Source organism: Aurantimicrobium minutum, assembly GCF_002355535.1.
Classification (GTDB): domain Bacteria; phylum Actinomycetota; class Actinomycetes; order Actinomycetales; family Microbacteriaceae; genus Aurantimicrobium; species Aurantimicrobium minutum.
Genome location: NZ_AP017457.1, coordinates 1097762 through 1120945, shown reverse-complemented (window position 1 = coordinate 1120945; position 23184 = coordinate 1097762). Strand labels below are relative to the sequence as shown.

29 protein-coding genes and 2 tRNA genes are annotated in these 23184 nt (G+C 53.8%); 20 read left to right on the top strand and 11 right to left on the bottom strand.

The annotated features are described in order from the left end of the window. Window positions 1-8 precede the first annotated feature (8 nt). From AUMI_RS05480 to AUMI_RS08115, 5 genes are read left to right on the top strand one after another with little or no spacing between them, the layout of a single operon-like run. Window positions 9-1394 carry a tail fiber domain-containing protein gene (locus AUMI_RS05480; protein WP_096382221.1) on the top strand — a complete coding sequence of 462 codons (1386 nt, stop codon included), beginning with the start codon at window positions 9-11 and terminating at the stop codon, window positions 1392-1394. Between the two features lie 20 nt (window positions 1395-1414). After that, window positions 1415-2140, top strand: a complete 726-nt coding sequence (locus tag AUMI_RS05475) for a CHAP domain-containing protein (protein ID WP_172418266.1) — start codon at window positions 1415-1417, stop codon at window positions 2138-2140. Next, window positions 2140-2394 (top strand): hypothetical protein, encoded by a 255-nt coding sequence (locus tag AUMI_RS05470; protein WP_096382216.1) that lies wholly within the window; start codon window positions 2140-2142, stop codon window positions 2392-2394. The genes AUMI_RS05475 and AUMI_RS05470 overlap by 1 nt, the downstream gene beginning before the upstream one ends. A 9-nt stretch (window positions 2395-2403) precedes the next feature. Further along, on the top strand, window positions 2404-2589 hold the full coding sequence (locus AUMI_RS05465; RefSeq protein ID WP_096382214.1) for a phage holin: 186 nt from the start codon (window positions 2404-2406) through the stop codon (window positions 2587-2589). Next, window positions 2586-2675, top strand: coding sequence for a ribonucleotide-diphosphate reductase subunit beta (locus AUMI_RS08115; RefSeq protein WP_148664056.1), 90 nt, complete (start codon window positions 2586-2588; stop codon window positions 2673-2675). Before AUMI_RS05465 ends, AUMI_RS08115 begins: the two co-directional genes overlap by 4 nt. A 49-nt stretch (window positions 2676-2724) precedes the next feature. On the opposite strand, the gene AUMI_RS08110 is transcribed toward AUMI_RS08115, so the two are convergent. The 5 genes from AUMI_RS08110 to AUMI_RS08175 all read right to left on the bottom strand — a co-directional run bounded on the left by AUMI_RS08110 (window position 2725) and on the right by AUMI_RS08175 (window position 4895). Continuing rightward, complete coding sequence (locus tag AUMI_RS08110) at window positions 2725-3057, bottom strand: hypothetical protein (RefSeq protein ID WP_148664055.1); 333 nt, start codon at window positions 3055-3057, stop codon at window positions 2725-2727. Window positions 3058-3060: 3 nt separating this feature from the next. Next, window positions 3061-3762: an HIRAN domain-containing protein gene (locus AUMI_RS05460; RefSeq protein ID WP_096382211.1), complete on the bottom strand. Its 702-nt coding sequence runs from the start codon at window positions 3760-3762 to the stop codon at window positions 3061-3063. A gap of 149 nt (window positions 3763-3911) precedes the next feature. Continuing rightward, a tRNA-Lys gene (locus AUMI_RS05455) sits at window positions 3912-3988 on the bottom strand. Window positions 3989-4035: 47 nt separating this feature from the next. Next, window positions 4036-4737, bottom strand: a complete 702-nt coding sequence (locus tag AUMI_RS05450; protein WP_096382209.1) for a disulfide bond formation protein B — start codon at window positions 4735-4737, stop codon at window positions 4036-4038. Continuing rightward, on the bottom strand, window positions 4737-4895 hold the full coding sequence (locus AUMI_RS08175; RefSeq protein ID WP_162784024.1) for a DUF5993 family protein: 159 nt from the start codon (window positions 4893-4895) through the stop codon (window positions 4737-4739). The genes AUMI_RS05450 and AUMI_RS08175 overlap by 1 nt, the downstream gene beginning before the upstream one ends. A 32-nt stretch (window positions 4896-4927) precedes the next feature. Here AUMI_RS08175 and AUMI_RS05445 point away from each other — a divergent pair, with 32 nt between their 5' ends. Beyond that, window positions 4928-5557: a DNA-directed RNA polymerase subunit beta gene (locus AUMI_RS05445; protein ID WP_096382206.1), complete on the top strand. Its 630-nt coding sequence runs from the start codon at window positions 4928-4930 to the stop codon at window positions 5555-5557. A 114-nt stretch (window positions 5558-5671) separates the two neighbouring features. Here the strand turns inward: AUMI_RS05445 and AUMI_RS05440 are convergent, their stop codons facing one another. The 3 genes from AUMI_RS05440 to AUMI_RS05430 are packed head-to-tail and all read right to left on the bottom strand — an operon-like array spanning window position 5672 to window position 9511. Then, window positions 5672-6619 (bottom strand): NUDIX hydrolase, encoded by a 948-nt coding sequence (locus tag AUMI_RS05440; RefSeq protein ID WP_096382203.1) that lies wholly within the window; start codon window positions 6617-6619, stop codon window positions 5672-5674. Then, on the bottom strand, window positions 6616-8784 hold the full coding sequence (locus AUMI_RS05435; protein ID WP_096382201.1) for an RNA degradosome polyphosphate kinase: 2169 nt from the start codon (window positions 8782-8784) through the stop codon (window positions 6616-6618). Before AUMI_RS05435 ends, AUMI_RS05440 begins: the two co-directional genes overlap by 4 nt. A 37-nt stretch (window positions 8785-8821) precedes the next feature. Further along, window positions 8822-9511, bottom strand: coding sequence for a winged helix-turn-helix transcriptional regulator (locus AUMI_RS05430; protein ID WP_096383489.1), 690 nt, complete (start codon window positions 9509-9511; stop codon window positions 8822-8824). A 246-nt stretch (window positions 9512-9757) separates the two neighbouring features. Between AUMI_RS05430 and ygfZ the strand changes: the two genes are divergently transcribed. After that, a complete protein-coding gene (ygfZ, locus tag AUMI_RS05425) occupies window positions 9758-10894 on the top strand; it encodes a CAF17-like 4Fe-4S cluster assembly/insertion protein YgfZ (protein ID WP_096382198.1) in 1137 nt (378 codons plus the stop codon). Here ygfZ and AUMI_RS05420 read toward each other — a convergent pair. Further along, window positions 10891-11703 (bottom strand): class I SAM-dependent methyltransferase, encoded by an 813-nt coding sequence (locus tag AUMI_RS05420; RefSeq protein WP_172418265.1) that lies wholly within the window; start codon window positions 11701-11703, stop codon window positions 10891-10893. The two genes, ygfZ and AUMI_RS05420, sit on opposite strands and share 4 nt — an antisense overlap. Before the next feature lie 33 nt (window positions 11704-11736). On the opposite strand from AUMI_RS05420, the gene AUMI_RS05415 reads away from it, so the two are divergent. Next, on the top strand, window positions 11737-12483 hold the full coding sequence (locus AUMI_RS05415) for a phosphoglyceromutase (protein ID WP_096382194.1): 747 nt from the start codon (window positions 11737-11739) through the stop codon (window positions 12481-12483). Between the two features lie 80 nt (window positions 12484-12563). Continuing rightward, window positions 12564-12728, top strand: coding sequence for a hypothetical protein (locus AUMI_RS08170; RefSeq protein WP_172418264.1), 165 nt, complete (start codon window positions 12564-12566; stop codon window positions 12726-12728). Window positions 12729-12773: 45 nt separating this feature from the next. Here the strand turns inward: AUMI_RS08170 and AUMI_RS05410 are convergent, their stop codons facing one another. Continuing rightward, the gene (locus AUMI_RS05410; protein ID WP_096382192.1) at window positions 12774-13322 is read right to left on the bottom strand and encodes a hypothetical protein; all 549 of its coding nucleotides are present in this window, start codon (window positions 13320-13322) and stop codon (window positions 12774-12776) included. Between the two features lie 135 nt (window positions 13323-13457). Between AUMI_RS05410 and AUMI_RS05405 the strand changes: the two genes are divergently transcribed. The 11 genes from AUMI_RS05405 to groL all read left to right on the top strand — a co-directional run bounded on the left by AUMI_RS05405 (window position 13458) and on the right by groL (window position 22727). After that, window positions 13458-13940, top strand: coding sequence for a CarD family transcriptional regulator (locus AUMI_RS05405; RefSeq protein WP_096382189.1), 483 nt, complete (start codon window positions 13458-13460; stop codon window positions 13938-13940). Between the two features lie 27 nt (window positions 13941-13967). Further along, a complete protein-coding gene (gene ispD, locus AUMI_RS05400; protein ID WP_096382187.1) occupies window positions 13968-15143 on the top strand; it encodes a 2-C-methyl-D-erythritol 4-phosphate cytidylyltransferase in 1176 nt (391 codons plus the stop codon). A gap of 25 nt (window positions 15144-15168) precedes the next feature. Further along, complete coding sequence (cysS, locus tag AUMI_RS05395; protein ID WP_096382185.1) at window positions 15169-16575, top strand: cysteine--tRNA ligase; 1407 nt, start codon at window positions 15169-15171, stop codon at window positions 16573-16575. Next, window positions 16565-17560 (top strand): 23S rRNA (guanosine(2251)-2'-O)-methyltransferase RlmB, encoded by a 996-nt coding sequence (gene rlmB, locus AUMI_RS05390; RefSeq protein ID WP_096382183.1) that lies wholly within the window; start codon window positions 16565-16567, stop codon window positions 17558-17560. The genes cysS and rlmB overlap by 11 nt, the downstream gene beginning before the upstream one ends. 87 nt (window positions 17561-17647) lie before the next feature. Continuing rightward, window positions 17648-18559 (top strand): DsbA family protein, encoded by a 912-nt coding sequence (locus AUMI_RS05385; protein ID WP_096382180.1) that lies wholly within the window; start codon window positions 17648-17650, stop codon window positions 18557-18559. A gap of 37 nt (window positions 18560-18596) precedes the next feature. Then, window positions 18597-18669 (top strand) — tRNA-Thr (locus AUMI_RS05380). Between the two features lies 1 nt (window position 18670). Continuing rightward, window positions 18671-18928, top strand: coding sequence for a DUF3263 domain-containing protein (locus AUMI_RS05375; RefSeq protein ID WP_096382178.1), 258 nt, complete (start codon window positions 18671-18673; stop codon window positions 18926-18928). Window positions 18929-18940: 12 nt separating this feature from the next. Next, the gene (locus AUMI_RS05370; RefSeq protein WP_096382176.1) at window positions 18941-19489 is read left to right on the top strand and encodes a LytR C-terminal domain-containing protein; all 549 of its coding nucleotides are present in this window, start codon (window positions 18941-18943) and stop codon (window positions 19487-19489) included. A gap of 128 nt (window positions 19490-19617) precedes the next feature. After that, window positions 19618-19821 (top strand): cold-shock protein, encoded by a 204-nt coding sequence (locus AUMI_RS05365; RefSeq protein ID WP_096382174.1) that lies wholly within the window; start codon window positions 19618-19620, stop codon window positions 19819-19821. Between the two features lie 68 nt (window positions 19822-19889). Continuing rightward, complete coding sequence (locus AUMI_RS05360; RefSeq protein ID WP_172418262.1) at window positions 19890-20927, top strand: DUF3048 domain-containing protein; 1038 nt, start codon at window positions 19890-19892, stop codon at window positions 20925-20927. A 180-nt stretch (window positions 20928-21107) separates the two neighbouring features. Then, on the top strand, window positions 21108-22727 hold the full coding sequence (gene groL / locus AUMI_RS05355; RefSeq protein ID WP_096382168.1) for a chaperonin GroEL: 1620 nt from the start codon (window positions 21108-21110) through the stop codon (window positions 22725-22727). A 63-nt stretch (window positions 22728-22790) separates the two neighbouring features. Here the strand turns inward: groL and AUMI_RS05350 are convergent, their stop codons facing one another. After that, complete coding sequence (locus tag AUMI_RS05350) at window positions 22791-23081, bottom strand: WXG100 family type VII secretion target (RefSeq protein WP_096382166.1); 291 nt, start codon at window positions 23079-23081, stop codon at window positions 22791-22793. Window positions 23082-23184 lie beyond the last annotated feature (103 nt).

Sequence of the window (23184 nt, the reverse complement as noted above, 5' to 3'; positions counted from 1 at the left end):
GAGAAACAATGACCCAGTCAAGTTGGCCATTCGAAGGCGTCGACACTACTGAAACACAGTATTCACGACTCCTGCGGAACATAGGTCAGGGTGTAAACGGTGTACCAGGTGATAACAACCTGATGGTTTATGCAGACTCTTCAGGCATGAATGTGAAAGTCAAGGTAGCTGGCGGATTATCACAAGCAATTGTCCGTGGGCATATGTACCAATCAACTGCTGAAGAGACTTTGGTAATTTCAGCTGCGGCATCATCTCCACGAATTGATTCAATTGTTTTGCGTCTTGATCCATCAGCTAATTCGATTGTGCTTGCAGTTATTGCAGGTACTCCTGCAGCATCGCCTTCTGCCCCCTCGTTGACTCAAACTGATACCGCAATCTATGAATTGTTGTTAGCAAATGTTGCTGTCGGCGCATCTGTAACAACTATTAGTGCAGGAAATGTAACTGACAAGCGCACCTTTATTGAGAATGTGTGGACGACAGCAAATCGCAAACCTGCATTCCTTGGCTTGACTGGATTCAACACAACTATTGGCAAGCTAGAAACCTTCACTGGAAGCACTTGGGAGGTTGTAACTCCTACGTCACTTGATGCTTCTGTCATAACTTCAGGGACAGTTGACTCAGCAAGACTCCCAATTGTTCCAGTAGCTAGTGGCGGCACTGGTTCATCAACAGCTGCTTCGGCACGAAGTGCGCTGGGTATTACCCCTGGCAACATTGGTGCAGCAGACGTTTCTCACTATCACGTAATTGGTGACGTAACTAATTTGCAGGCTGCACTTGATAGCAAGCAGCCTGCAGGTTCATATGCTGCTTCTAGTCACACGCACGATGCTGGTGCAATTGTTGCCGGAACGTTGAACCTTAACCGCATTCCCACAATCCCTACTTCAAAGTTTGGGCAAGGCGACTGGAATAACGGGGCATTCACAATCGCTTCAGATAACCTCACAGGCGGTTACTTAAACGTTTGGGGTGGCGTAAAGTCAACCGGTGTATACAACACCTCAGTAACTTACGGCGCCTATCGTGCCGTGTGGGTGAATGTTGACGGAACTTTCGGGCAGACAGCTTCAAGTCGAACCGTCAAACAAGACATTGAACCGACAACTCTTGATGCAGACGCAATTCTTGATGCTGAAATTGTTGATTTTAGGTACATCGATGCAGTTGAAGCTTTAGGAAAAGAAGCGCCGATTGAGGTTGGTGTAATTGCGGAACAACTTCTTGAAGTCGGCTTGGAAAAGTTTGTCTACTTCAATGAGGATGGTAGCCCTGCAGGTGTCCACTATGAGCGACTTGCAGTGGCAATCATTCCGCAACTACAAAAGCAAGCACAACGCTTGAGTGCTATTGAAGCTCGACTAGCAGTTCTTGAAAAATGAGAATTGTTGGCATATCCCCGATGAGTATTGAGGAGTTTTTCTCAATACCCTCGGGGACAAACGTATTCAATAACGGCGCAGATCAATGTGTTGCACTAGCTAACTTGTATGAAGCTGGAGCATTGCAATACCCACTTCCATCTGGCATTCAGTCAGCCTTCCAATGGTGGACAGAGTTCTCTGCTAAACCGCCTCTGGTTGAGTTCTTCATTCAAGTATCTGAGAACCCGAAAAGGGGAGATATTTTTGTTGGCCGCTACGGACCATACCAGGCTGAAAATGGACACATTGGTGTTGTTGAACGTGACTGGGATGGGTCAACTTTCGGAACCATGGAAACAGGCTACTGGTCCGAAGGAAAGTCATACGTGAAGAGACTGAATAGAACTATGGACTATGTCCTTGGTTTTCTTCGGCCTAAAGTAAACATTTTCCCAACTGACGAAGAGGAACAAAACATGATTGTTATTGCACGCACAAACGCAGAGGGAAACATGTACGTGTATAACCTCGGTACTGATGTTGTTACGCACATTCCAGATGATTACCGCCTGGGAGTATTGAGAAAAAGTGGAATGCACCAATGGGATTTTGCTCAAGAAGCAGAGTTCAAGTCATTTCGTGAATGGTACAAAGACACTTTTTCTAACAGATCTTCTTCTATGTCAGGCATTGACACAGCTGCATTCAGTAAAGCAATTGCTAAGGCTGTCAATGATGAAATTGCTAAACGAATGAGTTCGTAATGCCTGAACCATCGCTTAGTGACGTACTTGTTGCCGTAGGGCGACTCGAAGAAATGGTGAAAGCCGTGAACGACAAGTTAGATCGTCTTGAAAACACGACTGACAGGCATTGGAAAAAGCTCGCTGAGCATGATGTTGAGATTGAGCTTCTGAAGCAACGCCAGGGACCACGAGTCCACATAACTAACTGGATTGCAATGGGTATCGGTTTGCTCGGTTTCATTGCAGCGTTTGCTACGTGGGTTGTTAAGTAAAGGAGAACTATGGAAAAGCTCAAGTCAATTTTCACGCAGGAAGTGCGTGCCTATATTTACCGAGTGCTGATTGCAGTCGGTGCTCTCCTGGCAGCCTATGGCTACCTGACTCAGGAACAGCTCGCTCAAATTGTTGGTTTGGTCACTGTAGTGCTCAACGTGATGCCTGCAGCTAACACTTCTACAAAGCTATGAGCACAGAGAAAAGCTCTGACTTCGTTGGTGAATACGTCATCCCCGTAGATCCGATGGATGCGTTCCAGTGTGAGTCCTGCCAGTAGATAAAGAATTACCCCCACTCAGATTTCGGTCTGGGTGGGGGCTTCTTCTTTATGGTTTGAAGTCGGAGCTACATTCTGGATGTGTACTGTCTGGGAGGGTCAGGTGGAAACAAATCTCCCAGTAGCAAGATGTGTCCCCGCTGGCATCGCCTGAGTTTGCTTGACTTCCCTCAGGGCATTTCTTTGGCGGCTCAGGTATTGGCGTGGCGTTGTCGACTGCTGGAGCTTGAACTGCATCAATGCTTGTTGAGATTGGTGCATCCTGGACGACTACTTGCTGTGTCTGTACAGGCTCGGGTGTTGTGTTGACTGATGCCACTCCCCAGATGGTGAAAGCTACTGCAGTAATTGCTCCTGCAGCTATCCCAAGAATCTTCCTCATGGGTTACTTCTTCCTAGCGTCTCGAGCTGCTTTGATTTTCTTGCCAAAGACAATCCAGACAAATCCGGCAACAAACACAATTAGTGCTGCAACTGGTGTACCAGAAATCCCCTGGGCTGCAGCTGCAACAAAGAGGGTAACAAATACCTTGAAAAGGATAATTAATACCAGGAATAGAGCTGATGCTTTCTTATCTGCTGCAATTTTTTCACGAAGTGTAGTTGTAGGAGCTTTAGTTTCTTTTTGCGAAGAAGGCAGCTCAATAATGTTAGAAACCTCGGAGGCTGAAGAGCGAGTCGGCTGGCTTGGGGCATCTTCTAGGTTTGTCAATGATGCTAGGTCGATTGACTCGGGCAGGTTAACTGACACGTTGACGTTCAGGTCGCTACCTCTTTTCACTGCCCATATTGAACCATATGCAACAAGGGAATCTTTCCGCTTGTAGACGGCGCTTATTTTGTTGAAGTGTTTTGCAGCTAGATCACTTGGCAAATATCCGACATGAATACTGTTTACGTGGAGAGCTACTGCAGTTTTGTCATATTTGTTTGTTGGTTCTGGAACGAGATGAACCATTAGCTTCTGCTTATACTCAACCCCTGGCTTTATATTGCCAATTAGCTTCTTCCAGTTGGCAAGTCTGTATGTCTCACCTACCCCAGAAATCCACTCAGTATCTTTCAGTGGAATGACTAAAACAGCCATTATTTCCCCCTTTTTGTTATGGCCTCTTGATTGGCACTCATAACTGTATAAGGTCCCACGGACATTAAAAAGAGTGAGATAGGGTCCCAGATAGGGTCCCAGATGCTACAAAGGGAAGTAACCAATCCGGCTACTTCCCTTTGTTTATTTGGTAGGCCCCGTGGGGATCGAACCCACGACCCTCGGATTAAAAGTCCGATGCTCTAACCAACTGAGCTAGAGGCCCGCCGTGCTTGAAAAGCACGTATCTAGTCTAGAACAGACCAGAAGTGTCTATTTACTCCAGCCCAGCTGGTTGAACAGTTCATAGCTGGTGGGGTCATCTGGCAGGTACCAGTTGAAGCCTTCAAGAGCGAAGACCGCAATCAGGTTGGCCACGATGGTGAACAGGAAGATCCCGATTACTACCCATGCCACCACACGACCAAAGCTCGAGCTGGGGCGAACAGGCAGGAATTCAGTTCCGAAGGTGAGCAGGACACCAGCGAAGACCAACACCACAACGAAGCTGATCAGTGCCCAAGTGTAGAGGTGAAGACCCAGCACGGCTCCGCCGTAGCCGGGGTCACCGGGCATGATGTGCAGCAAGATTTGGCGAATCGACATCGTGGCACCCAGGAGTGCACCCAAGATGGCAAAGCCCAAACCAGTCATGAAGCCAGAGGGTGAGAGCGTTCCTCGCAGTGAGTTCACCACGACATAGAGCGCACCCAGTGAAGAGAGCATCATGCCCATGCGCTGGGTGATACACAGTGGGCAGGGGAATTCGCCCAAGCCGAATTGGAAGTAGAACATTGCACCGGAGAGAACTCCGATGTAGGCAAGCATGAATCCGATCTGTGCCCAGAAGCCCAGCTTGCCTAAGAGGATGTGGTGAGGCTTGGTGGGTGGGGGAACAACAACGCGGGTGTCACCAACCACAACAGTGGTGTTGCCGGTTTCGGTCTGCAAGGCAGAGACGTGAATCTCACTCATTAGAAGCTCAAATCAAGGGTGCTGGTGACGTGGTGTGAAAACAGGAATGCTGTGGCAATAAATGCCACTGCAAAGCCGAGAACAACGACCCAACGCTTTTTGACAAAAATGATGAGAAGTGCTGATGCCAGAATGAGGGCGAAGACGATTGTGTCCATATATTCACCCTAGTCTCCGGCAGAATGAATACATGTCTGCGCCCTATCGAAAACCAGCATTGTTTGCTGGCCATGAGTTCAGCGCATTTCAGGGCGGGGATGATCCAGCCGAAGTTTCGGCCATTGCTCATGACACAGCGCGGGCATTGTTATCTCGTGTGCAGGAGGGCGCCTCGGCAGACGTGGTGCAGCGGGTTGTCACTTTCGCCGATGAGAACGGCATCGATACTCTGGCGGAACTGTGGTCCCGCTCAAGCGCACACTCCTTACCCGGTGCACTGTGGCGGATGTACTTAATTAGAGACCTCATTCGTGCCCAGGCACCCCAGATGAGTGTGCTCTTTAGTGAAGGTCTTGAACAGCTCAGCACAGCCGATGTTGTTGTTGCCGGTGCCCCTACCCCAGCAGGTCCTGATGAGATGGTGACGTTAGCCGACACGATTTTGCACGGAGCATTCACCGGAGATTTCAGTGGAGCACTCGATCGTGCAGCAGCGTTTTGTCGAATCGTTTCAGCCGGCTGTACCGCAACTGCCAACCTTTCCGATCTGACTCATCCTGAGCGCGCTGGGACACTCACTCAACAAGCTGCACGATTGACACAAACTGCCCATGAATTGGCTGTGTGTGCCCGGTTGTGGCGTGACCACGCTCTGGACTAATTGCTATTCTTGTTGTGCCGGACCGTAGTAACCCCGGGCTCCAATATTTCGCCGCTGCGAGCGGCCTTCCGCCGAGAGGCGTTCACTACGGTTCGGCATTTTCATGCCTGTGAGTTACAGCAGTGACGAGTGCGTCTCCACAGCAATGATGCCTGAGGAGGGGTGCGTTGAGCTGAGGTGCACGATGCTGAATGCTGCGGTGTCGAGTAGGCCTGCCTCATCAAGTGCCGAGGTGCGAGGGGTGCCTGTTGCTAGGGCAATCTCACGAATGACGGCAGGGGCAACCGGACCGTGTGTGCAGACAATCGCACTCTTGCGCTTGCGGACGATATCTCCCACAACACTGCGCACATCGGAGCTGCCATTTTCGTAGGCGTCCTGGCTTACTTTCTTCGTGAACTTCACGTCTTCACCGAGTGCTTTGGCGGTGGGGGTGATGGTTTCCTTGCAGCGCACTGCGGTGCTCGATACCAGTCGCTTAGGCTTCCAAGCTGTGATGGTGCGGACAATGCCGTGTGCTTGGGTGAGTCCTCGCTCGGTCAGCGGGCGAGAGGAGTCCTCTCCTCGCCAGTCTGACGGCGAGGTGGCCTTGGCATGGCGCAAGACTACGACAGCAAATGTTTTGGTAACCCCTTCTTTCACGAGGGCAGCAAAGTTGTCGAGGATTTCTTTATCCGGGTCGTAGCTGAGCTCACCGCGGGCGGTAGCAAGAGGGAGCCATTCCAAAGCAGCCACTTCACCGTTGGGAACAAACTTAGACTTCTGGATTGCTTTGGTGGTTACTTCAGCAGCCCAATACTGCACAAACTTGTTCTTGCCATTGGGCATGACGTATTCAGTTGCGCCAAGAGGAACACCGAGAGAAACCTTGATGCCGGTTTCTTCACGAATCTCGCGAACAGCCGTTTGAGGAAGTGTTTCGCCCGGATCAACCTTGCCCTTGGGCAGTGAGACATCCTTGTGTTCGGTGCGGTGAATAACAAGTACATGAATATCGTCACCGATGTGACGCCACAGGACAGCGCCTGCCGCATAAACCGTGGCAGAAGGCTTGGAACTCATCTATGTCCTCCGGGGCGACGACGCTTACTAATTTGTTTCATGAGCAGATCTTGCAGATCCACCAAGGTGTTTCCAGCCGCGTCGGCAACGTGACGTTTCCAGGAACCATCTGACTCTAGCCACCATGAGCTTGTTGTGTCATCGAGGGCAAGGTCAAACAGCTCAGAAAGTTCAGTGATGTGTTCTGGAGTAGACAGACGAACCAACGCTTCAACGCGACGGTCGAGGTTGCGGTGCATCATGTCGGCACTACCGATGTAAACCTGGGGGTCACCGTTGTTCTCAAACATGAACACACGAGAGTGCTCGAGATAGCGACCCAGAATAGAGCGCACACGAATGTTCTCGCTCAGGCCAGGAACCCCTGCCTTGAGGGAGCAAATACCGCGCACCCACACATCCACTTTCACGCCTGCTTGGCTGGCGAGGTAGAGAGCGTCAATGATTTTCTCATCCACCATCGAGTTGATCTTGATGCGAATGCGGGCAGGTAAACCTGCCTGGGCATTCTTGGTTTCGGCGTTGATGAGTTTGAGCAGACCCTTGCGCAGGTGCAGGGGAGCAACCAACAGGCGCTTGAACTTCTTTTCAATGGCATAACCCGAGAGCTCGTTGAACAAACGGGTGAGGTCTTTACCCACAACAGGATCTGCGGTGAGCAGACCAAAGTCTTCATAAAGCCTGGAGGTCTTGGGGTTGTAGTTTCCAGTACCAATGTGGCTGTAGTGCTTGAGCTCACCCTTTTCTTGGCGAATCACCAAAGCAAGCTTGCAGTGGGTCTTCAGTCCCACCAAACCATAGACAACGTGTACGCCGGCTTTTTCTAGCTTGCGCGCCCAGCTGATGTTGGCCTGCTCATCAAAGCGGGCCTTGATTTCTACCAGGGCGAGAACCTGCTTGCCGGCCTCGGCGGCATTAATAAGTGCCTGCACGATAGGGCTGTCACCACTGGTGCGATAGAGCGTCTGCTTAATAGCCAAGACGTTGGGGTCAGCAGCCGCTTGCTCCAAGAATGACTGCACGCTGGTTGAGAACGATTCGTAGGGGTGGTGCAACAGCACATCCCCTCGGCGAATCGAGGAGAAAATACTCCGTGGCTCATTCGCGTCTGCAGCGGTGAGCCCAGCAGCTGTGGTGGGAACGTGGGGTGCGTAGTGCAGTTCGGGACGTTTGATTCCCGCAATTTCAAACAGACCGCCCAGGTTCAGTGGTTCTGGCAGGCGATAGACCTCTTGCTCGGTGATATCGAGTTCACGGATGAGCAGATCCAAGGTGGTGGGGTCCATCTGCTCAGCTACTTCAAGACGAATGGGGGGACCAAAGCGGCGCTTGAGCAGACCCTTTTCCAAAACCTGGATGAGGTCTTCGGTTTCGTCCTCATCGATTTGGACATCCTCGTTGCGCGTCACACGGAAGGTGTGGTGCTCCAAGATCTCCATGCCCGGGAAGAGGTCTTGCAATTGGTTTGCAATGAGATCTTCCAAAGCGATGTAGCGCACGTTAGTGACAGCTTCACGGCTGTCCACACGAACAAAGCGGGGCAACATCTGGGGAACTTTCAAACGTGCAAACTCTTCGGTTCCGGTCTTGCTGTTGCGCACACGAATAGCCAGGTTCAACGACAAACCAGAGATATAGGGGAAGGGGTGTGCGGGGTCCACTGCCAGTGGCATCAACACGGGGAAGATCTGGTCGGTGAAGTAGTCGTGCAAGATGTCGTGATCGGCAGCGTCGAGTGAATCCCAGGTCACGATCTGAATGCCCGCCTCAGAGAGTGCAGGCTTGACGCTGTCTTGATACACCGCAGCATGACGCAGCTGAAGTTCGTGGGCTCGGGCAGAGATATCTGCCAACACATCAGCTGGAGCCCGACCAATGTTGGTGGGCACTGCCAGGCCGGTCATGATGCGGCGCTTGAGACCTGCCACGCGCACCATAAAGAACTCATCAAGGTTGCTGGCAAAGATGGCCAAGAAGTTTGCCCGCTCGAGCAGGGGAAGGTTGGCATCCTCGGCTAGTTCTAATACTCGCTGATTGAACGCAAGCCAACTCAGTTCCCGATCGAGGAAGCGATCAGAAGGCAACGATCCGGTTGCGACAGCAACGAACTCGTCGAAGTCGTTGTCAACGTCGACAGAGTCCGAATCGATTTCGTGCGGGGCCATACATTCATATTGGCACGCGCAGGTGACCGGAAAGAAACTAGGAGGTTACCGAAGAGCGATCGTGACTCTCATCAGCCACATTGAAGCGGTAGCCCACGTTACGCACCGTGCCAATAACCTGCTCCATATCGCCCAGCTTGGCGCGCAGACGACGCACGTGTACGTCCACTGTTCGGGTACCACCGAAATAGTCATATCCCCACACTTCACTGAGCAACTGTTCCCGGGTGAACACTCGTGAGGGATGGGTTGCCAAAAAGCGCAGAAGTTCAAACTCTTTATAGGTCAGATCCAACGGCTTGTCGTGAACCTTGACCGAGTAAGAGGCTTCATCAATGACGATGCCGGAGGCAGAAATACGAGCTTCTGAGGGAGATTCCTGCTCAGCGCGACCAAGAGCTAAACGAATACGAGCATCAACTTCAGCAGGACCTGCCGTGTCGAGAACAACATCAGTAATGCCCCAGTCTGCAGTGACTGCAGCCAGACCACCCTCGGTGATGATCAGAAGCAGCGGAGAGCTCAAACCGGTGGCGGTAAGAATCTTGCACAGACTCTTAGCATTGGCCAGATCAGCACGGGCATCAACCATAACCACATCGCAGTGCGGTGCTGAGACAAGTTGAGCAGGCTCCGCAGGAATGGTTTTAACCGTGTGGGATAGCAAACCCAAAGCGGGAAGAACTTCCACGCTGGAGCGCGCAGTGAGAATCAGGATGCTTGCCATGATCATCACCTCGCTTCGGCTTGTTGTTTTATTGTAAATGAGCTGTGTTTCAGTTAGGTTACATACTTCCTCAGTGTGGAATGCGGTATTACCGCTGTAGGTACCTGCTCGGAATATGATGGGAACATGCTTCTCGCAATTGAACTCTTCTTCATTGGCCTCCTTGCTCTTGCAGGCCTGGCCATCGCGTGGGTTTCTGGCATCGTCGTTTACAAGCTGTTCAAGGGACAGCGCTAAGCGCAGACAATGGCTGACGCATTATCGTCGGCATCCAGCTCACCCCTAGCTGAATTACCTGCTGCCATCGTTGGGAGCACTGGCGTTGCACGCGCCTATGGCAACACATTTAGTGAGCAGCGTGCACTCACCGCCGGCACAGCACTAGTGGATCTTTCACACCGCGGTGTTATCCAACTGTCGGGCCCTGAACGGTTGAGTTGGTTGGACTCCCTGCTGAGCCAACGCCTCGACAGCCTCAAAGCAGGACAGAGTTCAGAAGCTTTGCTTCTGGATCCTCATGGTCACCTCCAGCACGCCATGCGCATCCTCGAAGATGGCGAGAACACGTGGCTGCTAGTGGATGAAGACCGTGCTCCAGCACTGACAGCGTGGCTGATCAAAATGCGCTTTATGAAGCAGGTTGAGATCGTGGATCGCTCTGAGGAACTGGCCACTATTGGCTACTTCGCTGACTCCATACCTGAACCAATCCAGCCACTCGTGCTCAACCACACTGGAACCCCCGTGGTGTGGCAGGACCCGTGGAACCAGGTCAGCGAAGGCGGGTGGCAATATTCCGCAGACCACCCAGCAAGCCAGTGGAACTATGCCGAAGCAGTCATTCCCCGCGAAGCACTCACCACTCTTGCCCAGGCGGCTGCAGTCGGTGACGTCATTCTTGCCGGGACCGACGCCCTCGAAGCCCTGCGCATTGCCGCATGGCGTCCGCGCATCACCACCGAGGCAGACGAGAACGCCCTGCCACACGAATTCGACTGGCTTCGCTCAGCTGTTCACCTCAACAAAGGCTGCTACCGCGGACAAGAGACCGTGGCCAAAGTCCACAACCTTGGCCACCCACCCCGCCGCTTAGTGTTCCTCAGCCTGGACGGTGTTGCCGAAGTGCTTCCTGTAACCGGTGACCCGGTGATGGATGGCGAAAACGAGGTCGGCCACATCACTGCCGCAGCTCGCCACTATGAGGAGGGCATGGTTGCATTAGCCATCCTCAAACGCAACACCTCCGTCGACGCGATGCTCAGTGTGCACTCCCAAGGCGAGGTAATTCCTGCAACACAGGTCGTGATTGTTCCGCCTGAGGCAGGGCGCACAGCAAACGTTCCACGTTTGCCGCGCCTGGGCGCAGTCAAGCGCGAGAGCTAACCTGCTCTCACCGCGTCATAGGCGACCGTCAACTCACCTAAACGCCACCTTGTCTTGCCGCCAGTGATCGGCCAACCGGCATCTTTCATGCTCTGTGCTGTGGCAATCCAGCGTTGCGTGGCCCCAAAACTACTCAGTGCGGAGTGGGTAAGCCAGAACTTATCCACGGCGGACAGAAAGTCGTGGATGCGCTCCCCGGGAACATTGTGGTGAATGAGAGATTTAGGTAAACGCTCCGCCACGATCGAGGGCATTTCGATGGCATCCAGTTTGAGTGCAATGCTCAAGGTTTGTGGTCCAGACTCTGTCACAGCGATCCAACTGGAGATGCGACCAATCTCATCACAGGTGCCCTCCACCAGGACTCCGCCAGGTTGCAGCCGGGAGAGCATGAGATCCCAGGCCGACTGCACCTCGGACTCGTCATATTGACGCAACACATTAAACGCTCGAATAATCACCGGCTTTCTATTGCCGGCAACAGGAACTTCGAAACCTCCGCGGGCGAACGAAATGGAGGAAGCAACCTCATTGGGAACAAGACCAGTGGCGTGCCATGTGGCAAGTTCCTCGCGCGCGATTGTGACACGTTCAGGGTCAATTTCTAGTCCGAGTACTTCCACATCCGGGCGAACTTTCGCGAGCCTGCTGGCCAATTCAGTGGTTGTTGCCGCACTGGCGCCATAACCTAGGTCAACCACGAGGGGGTCGCTCGTGCTGCGCAGCGCGGGCCAGGTGGAAATCCACCTGTCGACGCGGCGCAGGCGATTGGCGTTGGTTGTCCCACGCGTGATGTTTCCCACGGGCATAGTGACCAGTTAACCACCCAATAAACTGGAGGTATGACGCACACTTTGATTTTGCTTAGACACGGAAACAGTGACTGGAACCAGAAGAACCTCTTCACCGGCTGGGTAGATGTTCGCCTCAGCGAACAGGGCGTTGGCGAAGCCAAGCGCGCGGGTGAACTTCTTGCAGAATCAGGTGTCCTTCCTGACGTTCTTTACACCTCTGTTCTCAGCCGTGCTATCCAGACCGCAAACCTTGCACTGGACACCGCTGACCGTCTCTGGATTCCAGTCAAGCGCAGCTGGCGCCTCAACGAGCGTCACTACGGTGCACTACAGGGTAAGGACAAGGCACAGACTCTTGCAGAGTACGGTCCTGAGCAATTCCAGACCTGGCGCCGCTCCTTTGATGTCCCCCCACCACCCATCGCGGATGACAATAAGTACTCTCAGGTCAACGATCCACGCTATGTCGGCATTGATGGAGAGATTCCTGCAACTGAGTGCCTCAAAGACGTGATTGAGCGCATGCTTCCCTACTGGGAGTCCGACATCACCAAGGACCTCGCCGCAGGCAAGACCGTTCTTGTCACTGCACACGGTAACTCTCTGCGTGCCCTCGTGAAGCACCTTGATGGCATCTCCGATGAGGACATCGCAGAACTCAACATTCCTACCGGTATTCCTCTGGTGTACAAGCTGGACGAGAACTTCCGTCCACTTGGCCCAGCAGAGTATCTCGACCCAGAAGCTGCCGCAGCAGGTGCTGCTGCCGTTGCTGCACAGGGAAACAAAAAGTAGAACTTCAACGCCGAAGTTTTCTTCAATACCAGGCGGCTTTGTGCCGTTGATCGCCACATCACCAGAAATTGAGGAAAAACATGAAGCTATTTGGTTGGTTCAGGAAATCAGAACCTGTCGTGGACATCACCTTGACAGAGTCCATCATTGTTCAGAAGTCAAAAAAGAATCCTGACAAGTTGACCAAGAAAGAAATCGAAGCGCTCAAAAAGATTGTTGAGCGGGTCGAAAACACCAACGCTTAAACAAAAAAAAGTGACCAGGGGTACCTGGTCACTTTTTTAAGTGTGTTACTTCGAGATCGTAATGACGTTCTTGGGAGCTAAGCCTTCGTATTCAGGCTGTCCAGAGGTGAGAACGGGGACAAGAGTAGTCTTCATGTCACCGTCAACTTCGAATGCAACCTCGAGCAGTCCACCAGGGATGGTGTTGATGCCACCGAGGATGATGCGATCTTCATCCTTGGTTCCAAAAGAGGTGGGAACCTTGGCGTTGCTAGGAATGTCAACGTGACCATCAATGATGGTGTTGTCTGAGATAAAAGAGATGTGAAGCTTGACGTCCTTGCCCGAGCTGTTCACCGCGTTGAGCAGGAAGTTACCGGTCTTGCCGTTGTCGCTAATGATCATGAGGTTACGCAGGTCAAGACCGCCCACGTTAACGTTCACACCATCGCTGGGAGTGTATTGAATGCGGGTTGCCTGGTGCTGGATGAGGTTACATCCTGCGGTACCCAACGCGACGGAAACTGCGAGTGCAGCAGCGACAAGAACACGAACCTTCACGGCGTAAGCCTCCCGAGCTTTGAGGCGGCCCTTGTGCACAGGTTTACCCGCCATTTCTTCCATTTGACTCTAGCGTATGGCGCGATTGAGAACCGAAGTTGCAGCACCGCTCAGTGGGAAGCGGAGGGCAGATTTTAGTGTCAGATACCCGTGGTAAACTAGGGGTTCAATACAAGGAGTCCCACACCTATGCAGTTCATTGTTGGCGAAACAGTTGTTTATCCTCACCACGGCGCAGCAAAGATTACCGAAGTAAAAAAGCGCGTTATCAAGGGTGACGAGAAACTGTATCTCAAGCTCCACGTTGTTCAGGGCGATCTCACCATTGAGGTGCCCGCAGAAAACGTTGACCTTGTTGGTGTCCGTGACGTTATTGGCAAAGAAGGACTCGAGCAGGTCTTCGAAGTTCTGCGTGCTCCTTTCACTGAAGAGCCCACCAACTGGTCTCGCCGTTACAAGGCGAACCTCGAGAAGCTTGCTTCCGGTGACGTGATCAAGGTTTCTGAGGTTGTTCGTGACCTGTGGCGTCGTGACCAGGACCGCGGTCTCTCCGCTGGCGAAAAGCGCATGCTCGCTAAGGCTCGTCAGATTCTTATTTCTGAGCTCGCTCTGGCTAAGAAGACCGACGAAGAGCAGGCTTCTGAATTCCTTGATGGAGTTCTCGCGTCCTAATCACGCGAGAGGGCAGGCAAATTCAGCATGTCTGGTGACCTGCACGTCTCCACAGCAGTCATTGTTGTTGCTGCCGGCAGTGGCACACGTTTAGGTGCGGCGCTTCCGAAAGCTTTTGTCGATCTCGCGGGTCAGACGCTCTTAGAGCGCAGTTTGCGCTCCATCATCTTGCTGCCCTACCCCGTCCAGGTTGTTGTTGTGGCACCTGCCGACTTCATCGAGGACGCCCACGCCATTGTGCACAAGGTTGCTCCAGGTATGGAGTCGTTGGTTTCTGTGGTGACCGGTGGGGCAACCCGTCACGATTCTGTTGCTGCCGGGTTGGCTGTTGTTGATTCTGGTGTTCAGGTCGTGTTGGTTCACGACGCCGCACGGGCACTCACTCCAACAAGCGTTTTTGCTGATGTTGATATGGCTGTACAAGCAACCGGTGCCGGAGTTATTCCAGCATTGCCCGTCGTGGATTCCCTCAAGCAGGTGGATGTCACCGGCGGCATTCTGGGCATTGCCGACCGCGAACAACTCCGTATTGCTCAAACTCCACAGGGTTTCCCACGTGCTGAACTCGATGCAGCCTATGCGGCAGCTGGTTCAGCTGACTTCACCGATGACGCATCGGTGTTTGCCGCCAACGGAGGAGTCATGACGACCATTCCCGGCGATGAAGTTGCCTTCAAAATCACCACAGCATGGGATCTCAACCGTGCTCATCAAGTACTCGGTGGAATTCCCGATCGTCACCGCGTGGGCACAGGGATAGACGTGCACGCCTTTGGAGAAAACGAGAACCTCTGGCTTGCAGGATTGCACTGGCCAGGTGAGAAGGAACTTTCCGGACACAGCGATGGCGATGCCGTGGCACACGCCATCTGTGATGCACTGCTTTCTGCGGCTGGATTGGGAGATATCGGTTCCCGCTTTGGCACCGACGACCCCGCCTATGCCAATGCCTCGGGAGAGGTGTTTATTCGCGGAACCGTCGCACTGCTCGAAGAAAACGGCTTTGACCCCATCAATGTTTCCGTTCAGATCGTAGGAAACAAGCCACGGTTTAGTCCGCGACGTGAGGAAGCACAAAACGTGCTGAGCAGCTGGGTTGGTGCACCTGTCACCGTCTCTGCCACCACCACTGATGGTCTGGGCTTCACCGGTCGAGGCGACGGTATTGCCGCCATCGCAACAGCCCTCGTTCGCCAGCGCTGAGGCGCTGCGCCGATAGGCTTGAAGAGTGAGCATGCGTTTATTTGACTCGAAGGAGCAAAGCCTTCGGGACTTTACTCCCCGTGTTGCCGGCGAGGTCGGGATGTACGTGTGTGGACCCACCGTGCAGTCCAGTCCCCACGTAGGACACCTGCGCAGCGCGCTGGTGTATGACCAACTGCGCCGGTGGCTCACCCACGAGGGATACAACGTCACTTTGGTGCGCAATGTCACCGACATTGACGACAAAGTCTTAGAAAACGCTCGTGCCGCCGGGGTGGAGCAATGGTGGGCTTTGGCTTACCGCATGGAGGCAGAGTTTACTGCCGCCTATGACCTGCTTGGCATTCAACGCCCTACTTATGAGCCCCGTGCTACCGCAAGCATCCCCGAGATGATTGCCATCATCGAGCGCTTGATTGAACGTGGCCACGCCTACCCTGCACCAGATGGTTCCGGAGACGTGTACTTCGACACCGCCAGCTGGCCAGCCTATGGTGAGCTCACCAACCAAAAGCCTGCCGAGATGGAAGCTGCCGCAGATGCAGATCCTCGTGGCAAGAAGGCACCACAAGACTTTGCACTCTGGAAAGGCCACAAAGAAGGCGACCCCGAGTCTGCCTCCTGGTCTTCCCCCTGGGGACCAGGACGACCTGGCTGGCACATCGAATGCTCTGCTATGTCGACCAAATATCTCGGTAGCAGCTTCGATATTCACGGTGGTGGACTCGACCTGCGGTTCCCTCACCACGAAAACGAACTCGCGCAGTCCAGTGCTGCCGGTGATGGTTTTGCCCAGTACTGGCTGCACAACGGCCTGGTCTCCGTTGGCGGTCAAAAGATGAGTAAGTCTCTAGGCAACTCCGTCTTTGCCAAAGACCTGCTCGAACAGGCCAAGCCTGTTGTTTTGCGCTACCTCTTAGGTTCAGCCCAATATCGCTCCACGCTCGAACTTCACGATGGCGCTATCGAGGAAGCAAAAGCTTCCTTCGACCGCATCGAAGGATTCCTCTCGCGCACACAGCGTGAGGCAGGACACATCGGCTCCGCCGATGTTCCTGCCAGCTTCCGCGATGCCATGAACGATGACCTCAACATTCCTGCTGCGCTCGCGGTGCTGTTTGAGCTGGTTCGCTCCGGCAACACAGCCTTGGATGCGGGGGATGTTGCCACTGCTTCCTCACATGCAGCACAGGTTGTGGTGATGCTGGATGTATTGGGTGTGAACCCACTGGATGAACAGTGGGTTGGAAACTCAAGCCAAGGTGATGCAGCTCTAGAGCTGTTGATGACCGAACTACTCGAAGCTCGGGCTGAGGCCAGAGCGAATAAAGATTTTGCAACCGCAGATCTTCTGCGTGAGCGTTTAGCTGCAGCAGGAATCACTATCGAAGACACCCCTAGTGGTGCACATTGGAGTTTCAATGGCAGGTAAGCCTCGGGCTGGAGCAGTCCGCAAATCAGGTAAAGGTCCCTCCAAGGGAACCGGTGGCTTAGGTCGTCGTGCCCTCGAGGGCAAGGGTCCCACTCCAAAAGCTGAAGACCGCGAGTGGCACCCCGCTGGAAAAGCAAAGATTCGTCGCGAAAAGCTTGCCGCGATGGGCAAGCTCAACCGCAACACCATGGACGGTCAGCGCAAGGCTGCGCCTAAGCGCAGCAAAGCTGCTGACGATACTGAGGTCGTTACTGGTCGTAACTCGGTGCTTGAAGCACTGCGTGCCAAGATTCCGGCAACAGCTTTATATATCGCCACGCGTATCGAGATGGATGACCGCGTTAAGGAAATGCTTGCCATTGCGACCCGGCGCGGTATCCCCATTATGGAAGTGATGAAGCCTGAGCTTGATCGTATGGGTGGGTATGACTCCGTCCACCAGGGCGTTGCCATCAAAGTTCCGCCCTATAACTACGCTCACCCCAACGATCTTCTAGAAGCAGCGTTTGACGCAAACAAGACACCGTTGTTTGTGGCACTCGATGGCATCACCGATCCACGCAACCTCGGAGCAATCATTCGCTCGACCGCTGCCTTCGGTGGAAACGGCATCATCTTGCCTCAGCGTCGCTCGGTGGGTGTCACTGCTGCTGCCTGGAAAACCTCCGCAGGCGCGGCAGCGCGTCTGCCTGTTTCCATGGCAGCGAACCTCACCGCAACAATCAAATCCTTTAAGGACCAGGGCGTTTTCGTGATTGGTTTGGACGGCGGTGGAGACACCATGCTTCCTGGACTTGAGCTTGCAGACCGCCCACTGTTGATCGTGGTGGGCAATGAAGGTAAGGGGCTGTCGAAGCTTGTCACGGACAACTGTGACGCCATCGTCTCGATTCCTATTTCCGCCAGCACTGAATCACTCAACGCAGGTATTGCTGCCAGCGTTGCACTCTATGAAATTGCACGTTTGCGTTCAGCAGCCGTTTAGTAATTTCACAGAGTTCCCCTCTAAGGTAGTTCCAGCACGTGTGACTTACTGTCCACGAGTCCCCTCACATTTTGGAGAGTAACGAGAATGAGCACCGGAGCCCACGGCAACCGACCCACTCGAAACCAGCAGCGTGAAGCTGCTCGGGCAAAAGCTAAAGTACTTCGCGAACAGCAGGTCAAGACAGAGAAGCGCCGCCGCTTGTTCCTACAGGGCGGTATTGGTCTGGGCATTATCGCCATCGCCACTATCTTTATTGTGACTTTGGCAACCTCGGGATCGAAGGAAGGTCCACGACCTGCCAACATGGCCAGCGACGGTATCGTGCTCAGCGGTTCCGGTATGGGTGCAATTCTTTCTGACGCGGGTTCTCCCGGTTCAGACCCTATTGCGACCACTCCAACTCCTGGATCGTCAACCGTGAACATCGTTGTCTACCAGGACTACCTCTGCCCTGCATGTAAGGCATTTGATGAAGCAAATGCTCAGCAGCTCCAAACACTTGTTGAAGCAGGCGCAGCAACTCTTGAACTTCACCCCATTGGAATGTTGGCAAGCCGTTCGGCTGGAACCCAGTACTCACTGCGAGCAACCGCAGCTGCAGCCTGTGTTGCCGAGTACTCACCCAACACCTTCTGGGCAGTCAACCAGGCTTTCTACATCAACCAGCCTCAGGAAGGAACTCCTGGCTGGAATGATGACGAGATCAAGGCTTTGATTGCACAGCAGAAGCCAGAGAACCAAACCAAGATTGATAAGTGCATCGCTGACAAGACATTTATCCCCTGGGCTAAGCAGGCAACTGACTACGCACTGAACGGCCCCATGGCTGATGCAGCAAAGCAGTCAGGTGCTAACGGTGTGGGCACACCCACCATCTTGGTCAATGGCAAGGTCTACACCGGATCCATCGTGGACCCCAAGGAATTCCTTGCTTTCATTACCCAAGTTGCCGGTGACTCTGCATCGACGACACCCGCTACTCCTGCCGCAGGTTAGGATTAATGGGTTGTGAGGTGAGTTTCACCTCACACAAGCCGACTTGGCGCAATTGGTAGCGCACCGCTCTTGTAAAGCGGGGGTTGTGGGTTCGAGTCCCATAGTCGGCCCGTGTTAGACGAGCGTGATCGTGCCATTCTCGATTTCGAACGTGAATGGTGGGAACGCGCAGGCGCCAAAGAGGATGCCATTAGACAAACCTTCGGTTTGTCTCCGGCTCGCTACTACCAAGTTCTGGGCGCGATAATGGCCTCTGCAGATGCGTTGGCCTATGACCCCGAGCTGGTCAACAGGCTCCAACGCGTCAGGCAAGAACGTCACCGTTCACGCCAAAGGCGCGTTAACCCTGAATCTTCAGGCAAGAACTGAAAGAATACTGAGATGGCTGAAAAGAACGAGCAGGACATTTTTGATGATCTGGTGATCACATCAGATCGTCGCGGTGTTCACCGTGCTCCGAAGCGCCCCGGTGCTGGCTGGATTAAGTTTGCCTGGGCAGCGCTAGCTACCGGTGTTCTTGTCGTCGGTGGTGTTGGAACGTTGATCGTTTCCAGCGACAGCATCAGCATGAAAGATTTTGAGAGCATCTTTGCTCTGCCAACCACGGCACCGTCAGCAACTCCCAAGCCCACGGCAGCCCCCACTATTGATCCCGCCTCTGTCGTGAACGTGCTCAATGCAACCGGTGCAACCGGTGTCGCTACTGCTGTTGGTGATCAGCTGGCTGCTGAAGGCTGGACCATTGGTGCGAAATCTAACGCCAGTGAAACCACAGAAGAGACCTTCATTTACTACGGAAACCCTTCCTTGGAGGGGGCAGCACGAGGTGTTGCGCAGTCGCTGGGATACGGCACTATCAAGCTCACAGACAAGTACATTGAGAGTTCTGCAGCAATCACGCTGGTCATTGGTGCTGACTACGCCGGCTAAATCGTTGCCATAATGCGACATTAATTGTGAGGTTAGGCTAACCAAACTTCCCAATTCACCAGTAGTGTGAGAGCAACGGCACAAGCGATTTGTGTGTGTCGGTTGGGATACTGCAATTGGAGTTACACATGGCCACTGGAACCGTTAAGTGGTTCAACGCTGAAAAGGGCTACGGTTTCATCACCGTAGATGGCGACGAGCAGGACGTTTTCGTCCACTACTCCGCTATCACCATGGACGGCTACAAGGTCCTCGAAGAGGGTCAAAAGGTAGAGTTCGAGGTTGGTACCGGAAACAAGGGTCCTCAGGCTGAGTCGGTTCGACTGGCTTAAGTCTCGTAATATTCGGGCACGCCCGAGCTAACGCCGTCCACAAATGTGGGCGGCGTTAGTCTGTGGTCGTGACTAAAACTTCGCGTACTCTCACTCGTGCTGTCGGTATAGCTGCGCTGAGCGCTTTAGCGTTCGGTCTGGTTGCGTGTTCTGGTGGATCTCCATCCCCATCCACACCCAGCTATAAATCCACCTATAAAGCACCAGCACCCGTTGCCTATGCTCCGTTGACCGGGCTTGTCCTCCCCGAGGGCACCACGGTGGGGCCCGCACTGTCTGTCAAGATTTGTAACGTCTACAACTGTGAGCCACAGGATGGTCTCAACCAGACCGATGTGGTCTTTGAAGAAATCGTCGAAGGTGGCATCACCCGCTACGTCGCGATTTGGAACTCGAACGTTCCTGCGGTTGTTGGCCCTGTTCGTTCTCTGCGCCCCATGGATGCTGACATTGCTGCACCATTTGGCGGAATCATCGCCTACTCCGGTTATGGAGCACAGGAAACGCGTGACCTGGCCGTCGACACCGGTTTGGTCAACGTCACCGAGAATGATCCTGCGATGTTCCGCAACGACTACAACGTTGCTCCCTACAACCTGATGCTGCGTGCTCAGGAGGTTATTGCCGCGAACCCTGGTCTTGCCCCACCGGCGCAACAGTGGGCGTACTCTTCCTCCCTGGCAACCTCCACTGCAGCTTTGGACGGAAGCCCTGCTTCGTCTGTGCAGTTGGTCTTTAGTAACCAGTCCGACAACATGTGGACCTACGATGCTGCGTCGGGCAAATACCTGCGCACCCAGTGGGGAGGTCCCGACCTTGACCTCACCGGAGCTCAGCTGAGCACCAGCAACGTAGTTGTCATGAAGGTGAACGTGGACGAATTCGTCGGCGTTCCTCGCACCCGCATGGTTGATAGTGGCGAGATGTGGGTTCTCTCTGGCGGCAAGGCTGTCCACGGAACCTGGAGCAAAGCTGCAACTGCTGCGCCGATTGTGTTCAAGGGAGATAACGGTGTGACCGTGCGTCTGGCACCTGGAAACACGTGGATCGAAATGGTTCCCAACGATTCCTACGTTCCCGGTGGAAGCGTGACCATCAACCCCTAGAGCTGAACTCAGAGTTCTCTTCAGATAACCCCCAGCACATGCTGGGGGTTATCTATTTCGCACTGAGCGTACACACTTGCACTCTGGTGCAGAGAGTGCCAATATTGAATTAGCACTCGAAAGAACTGAGTGCTAATCCTTTGCAGTATTCGTTACGTCCGGGAGGGACGAAAAACAACCATGGCAAAACTAATTGCTTTTGATGAAGAGGCACGTCGCGGTCTAGAGCGCGGTCTGAACATCCTCGCTGACACCGTCAAGGTCACCCTTGGCCCACGTGGACGCAATGTCGTCCTCGAGAAGAAGTGGGGCGCCCCCACGATTACTAACGATGGTGTGTCCATCGCTAAGGAAATCGAACTGGACGACCCCTTCGAAAAGATCGGCGCCGAGCTGGTCAAGGAAGTTGCTAAGAAGACCGATGACGTTGCTGGTGACGGAACCACCACCGCAACCGTTCTCGCTCAGGCACTCGTTCGCGAAGGACTTCGCAACGTTGCTGCTGGCGCAGACCCCATCTCGCTCAAGCGCGGTATCGAGAAGGCTGTTGCAGCTGTTTCCGAGGAACTAATCAACAACGCTAAAGAGGTTGAGACCAAGGAAGAGATCGCTGCTACCGCTTCTATCTCTGCAGCTGACCCCGAGATCGGTGCACTGATTGCTGAAGCTATCGACAAGGTTGGTAAGGAAGGTGTGGTCACCGTTGAGGAGTCCAACGCTTTCGGAACCGAGCTCGAGCTCACCGAAGGTATGCGCTTCGACAAGGGTTACCTCTCCGCATACTTCGTCACCGACCCAGAGCGTCAGGAAGCAGTCTTCGAAGACCCTTACATCCTGATTGTCAACAGCAAGGTTTCCAACATCAAGGACCTGCTGCCCATCGTGGACAAGGTTATTCAGACTGGTAAGCAGCTGCTCATCATCGCTGAAGACGTTGACGGTGAAGCATTGGCAACTCTGGTTGTCAACAAGATTCGTGGCATCTTCAAGTCTGTAGCTGTCAAGGCTCCAGGCTTTGGTGACCGCCGCAAGGCCATGCTTCAGGACATCGCCATCCTCACCGGTGGTCAGGTTATCGCTGAAGAGGTCGGCCTCAAGCTCGAGAACGTTGAACTCGACATGTTGGGTAAGGCTCGCAAGGTTGTTATCACCAAGGACGAGACCACCATCGTTGAGGGTGCTGGAGACGCAGACCAGATCGCTGGCCGCGTAGCTCAGATCCGCGCCGAGATTGACAACACCGATTCCGACTACGACCGCGAGAAGCTCCAGGAGCGCCTGGCTAAGCTCGCCGGTGGTGTTGCAGTAATCAAGGCAGGTGCTGCTACCGAGGTTGAACTCAAGGAGCGCAAGCACCGCATTGAGGACGCTGTCCGCAACGCGAAGGCTGCTGTTGAAGAGGGTATTGTCCCCGGTGGTGGTGTTGCACTGATCCAGGCTGGCAAGACTGCTTTCGAGAAGCTCTCACTGACCGGTGACGAAGCAACCGGTGCGAACATTGTTCGCGTCGCTATCGAAGCACCACTTCGCCAGATTGCTCTCAACGCAGGACACGAGCCCGGCGTTGTCGTCGACAAGGTTCGCTCACTCAACATCGGCTGGGGCCTCAACGCCGCAACCGACGAGTACGTTGACCTGCTCTCTGCTGGCATCATCGACCCTGCGAAGGTAACCCGCTCTGCTCTGCAGAACGCCGCATCTATCGCAGCACTGTTCCTCACCACTGAGGCAGTAGTCGCTGAGAAGCCAGAGAAGGCTGCTCCACCTATGGGTGACCCCTCCGGTGGAATGGACTTCTAAGTCACACACCAACTAAAGAACGCCTCCCCGCCGATTGGGGAGGCGTTCTTAGTTTGTATCCTGCTAGCCGCGAAACATGCGCGCAGTAGCGAGCTCAATGTCCATATAGTGCTGCGCAGCGAGGGAAAGTGCGTGATTGATGGAGTTGAGGTTCTCGTCGACCCGTGCCGCGGTTGATCGCCACTCTGACACCACAGCTTGAAAAGCGGTCGCGGCAGAACCGCTCCAGGAGCTTTGCAGGTTGGTGAGCTGTGCGTGCAAAGCTGTGACCTCGGACTGAATGCGGGCTATGGATTGTTGGGCTTGGGCGCTCGCGGTACTGACAGCATCGCTGTCGACGTGAAACATAGGCATGGCTTCTCCTCCTGGATGTTCGTGATGGAAAGAGCGCATCCGATCCCTAAGCATGAGGGGGAGTGCTGCGGACCGGATGCGCTCTGGTGTTGACGATAGAGCG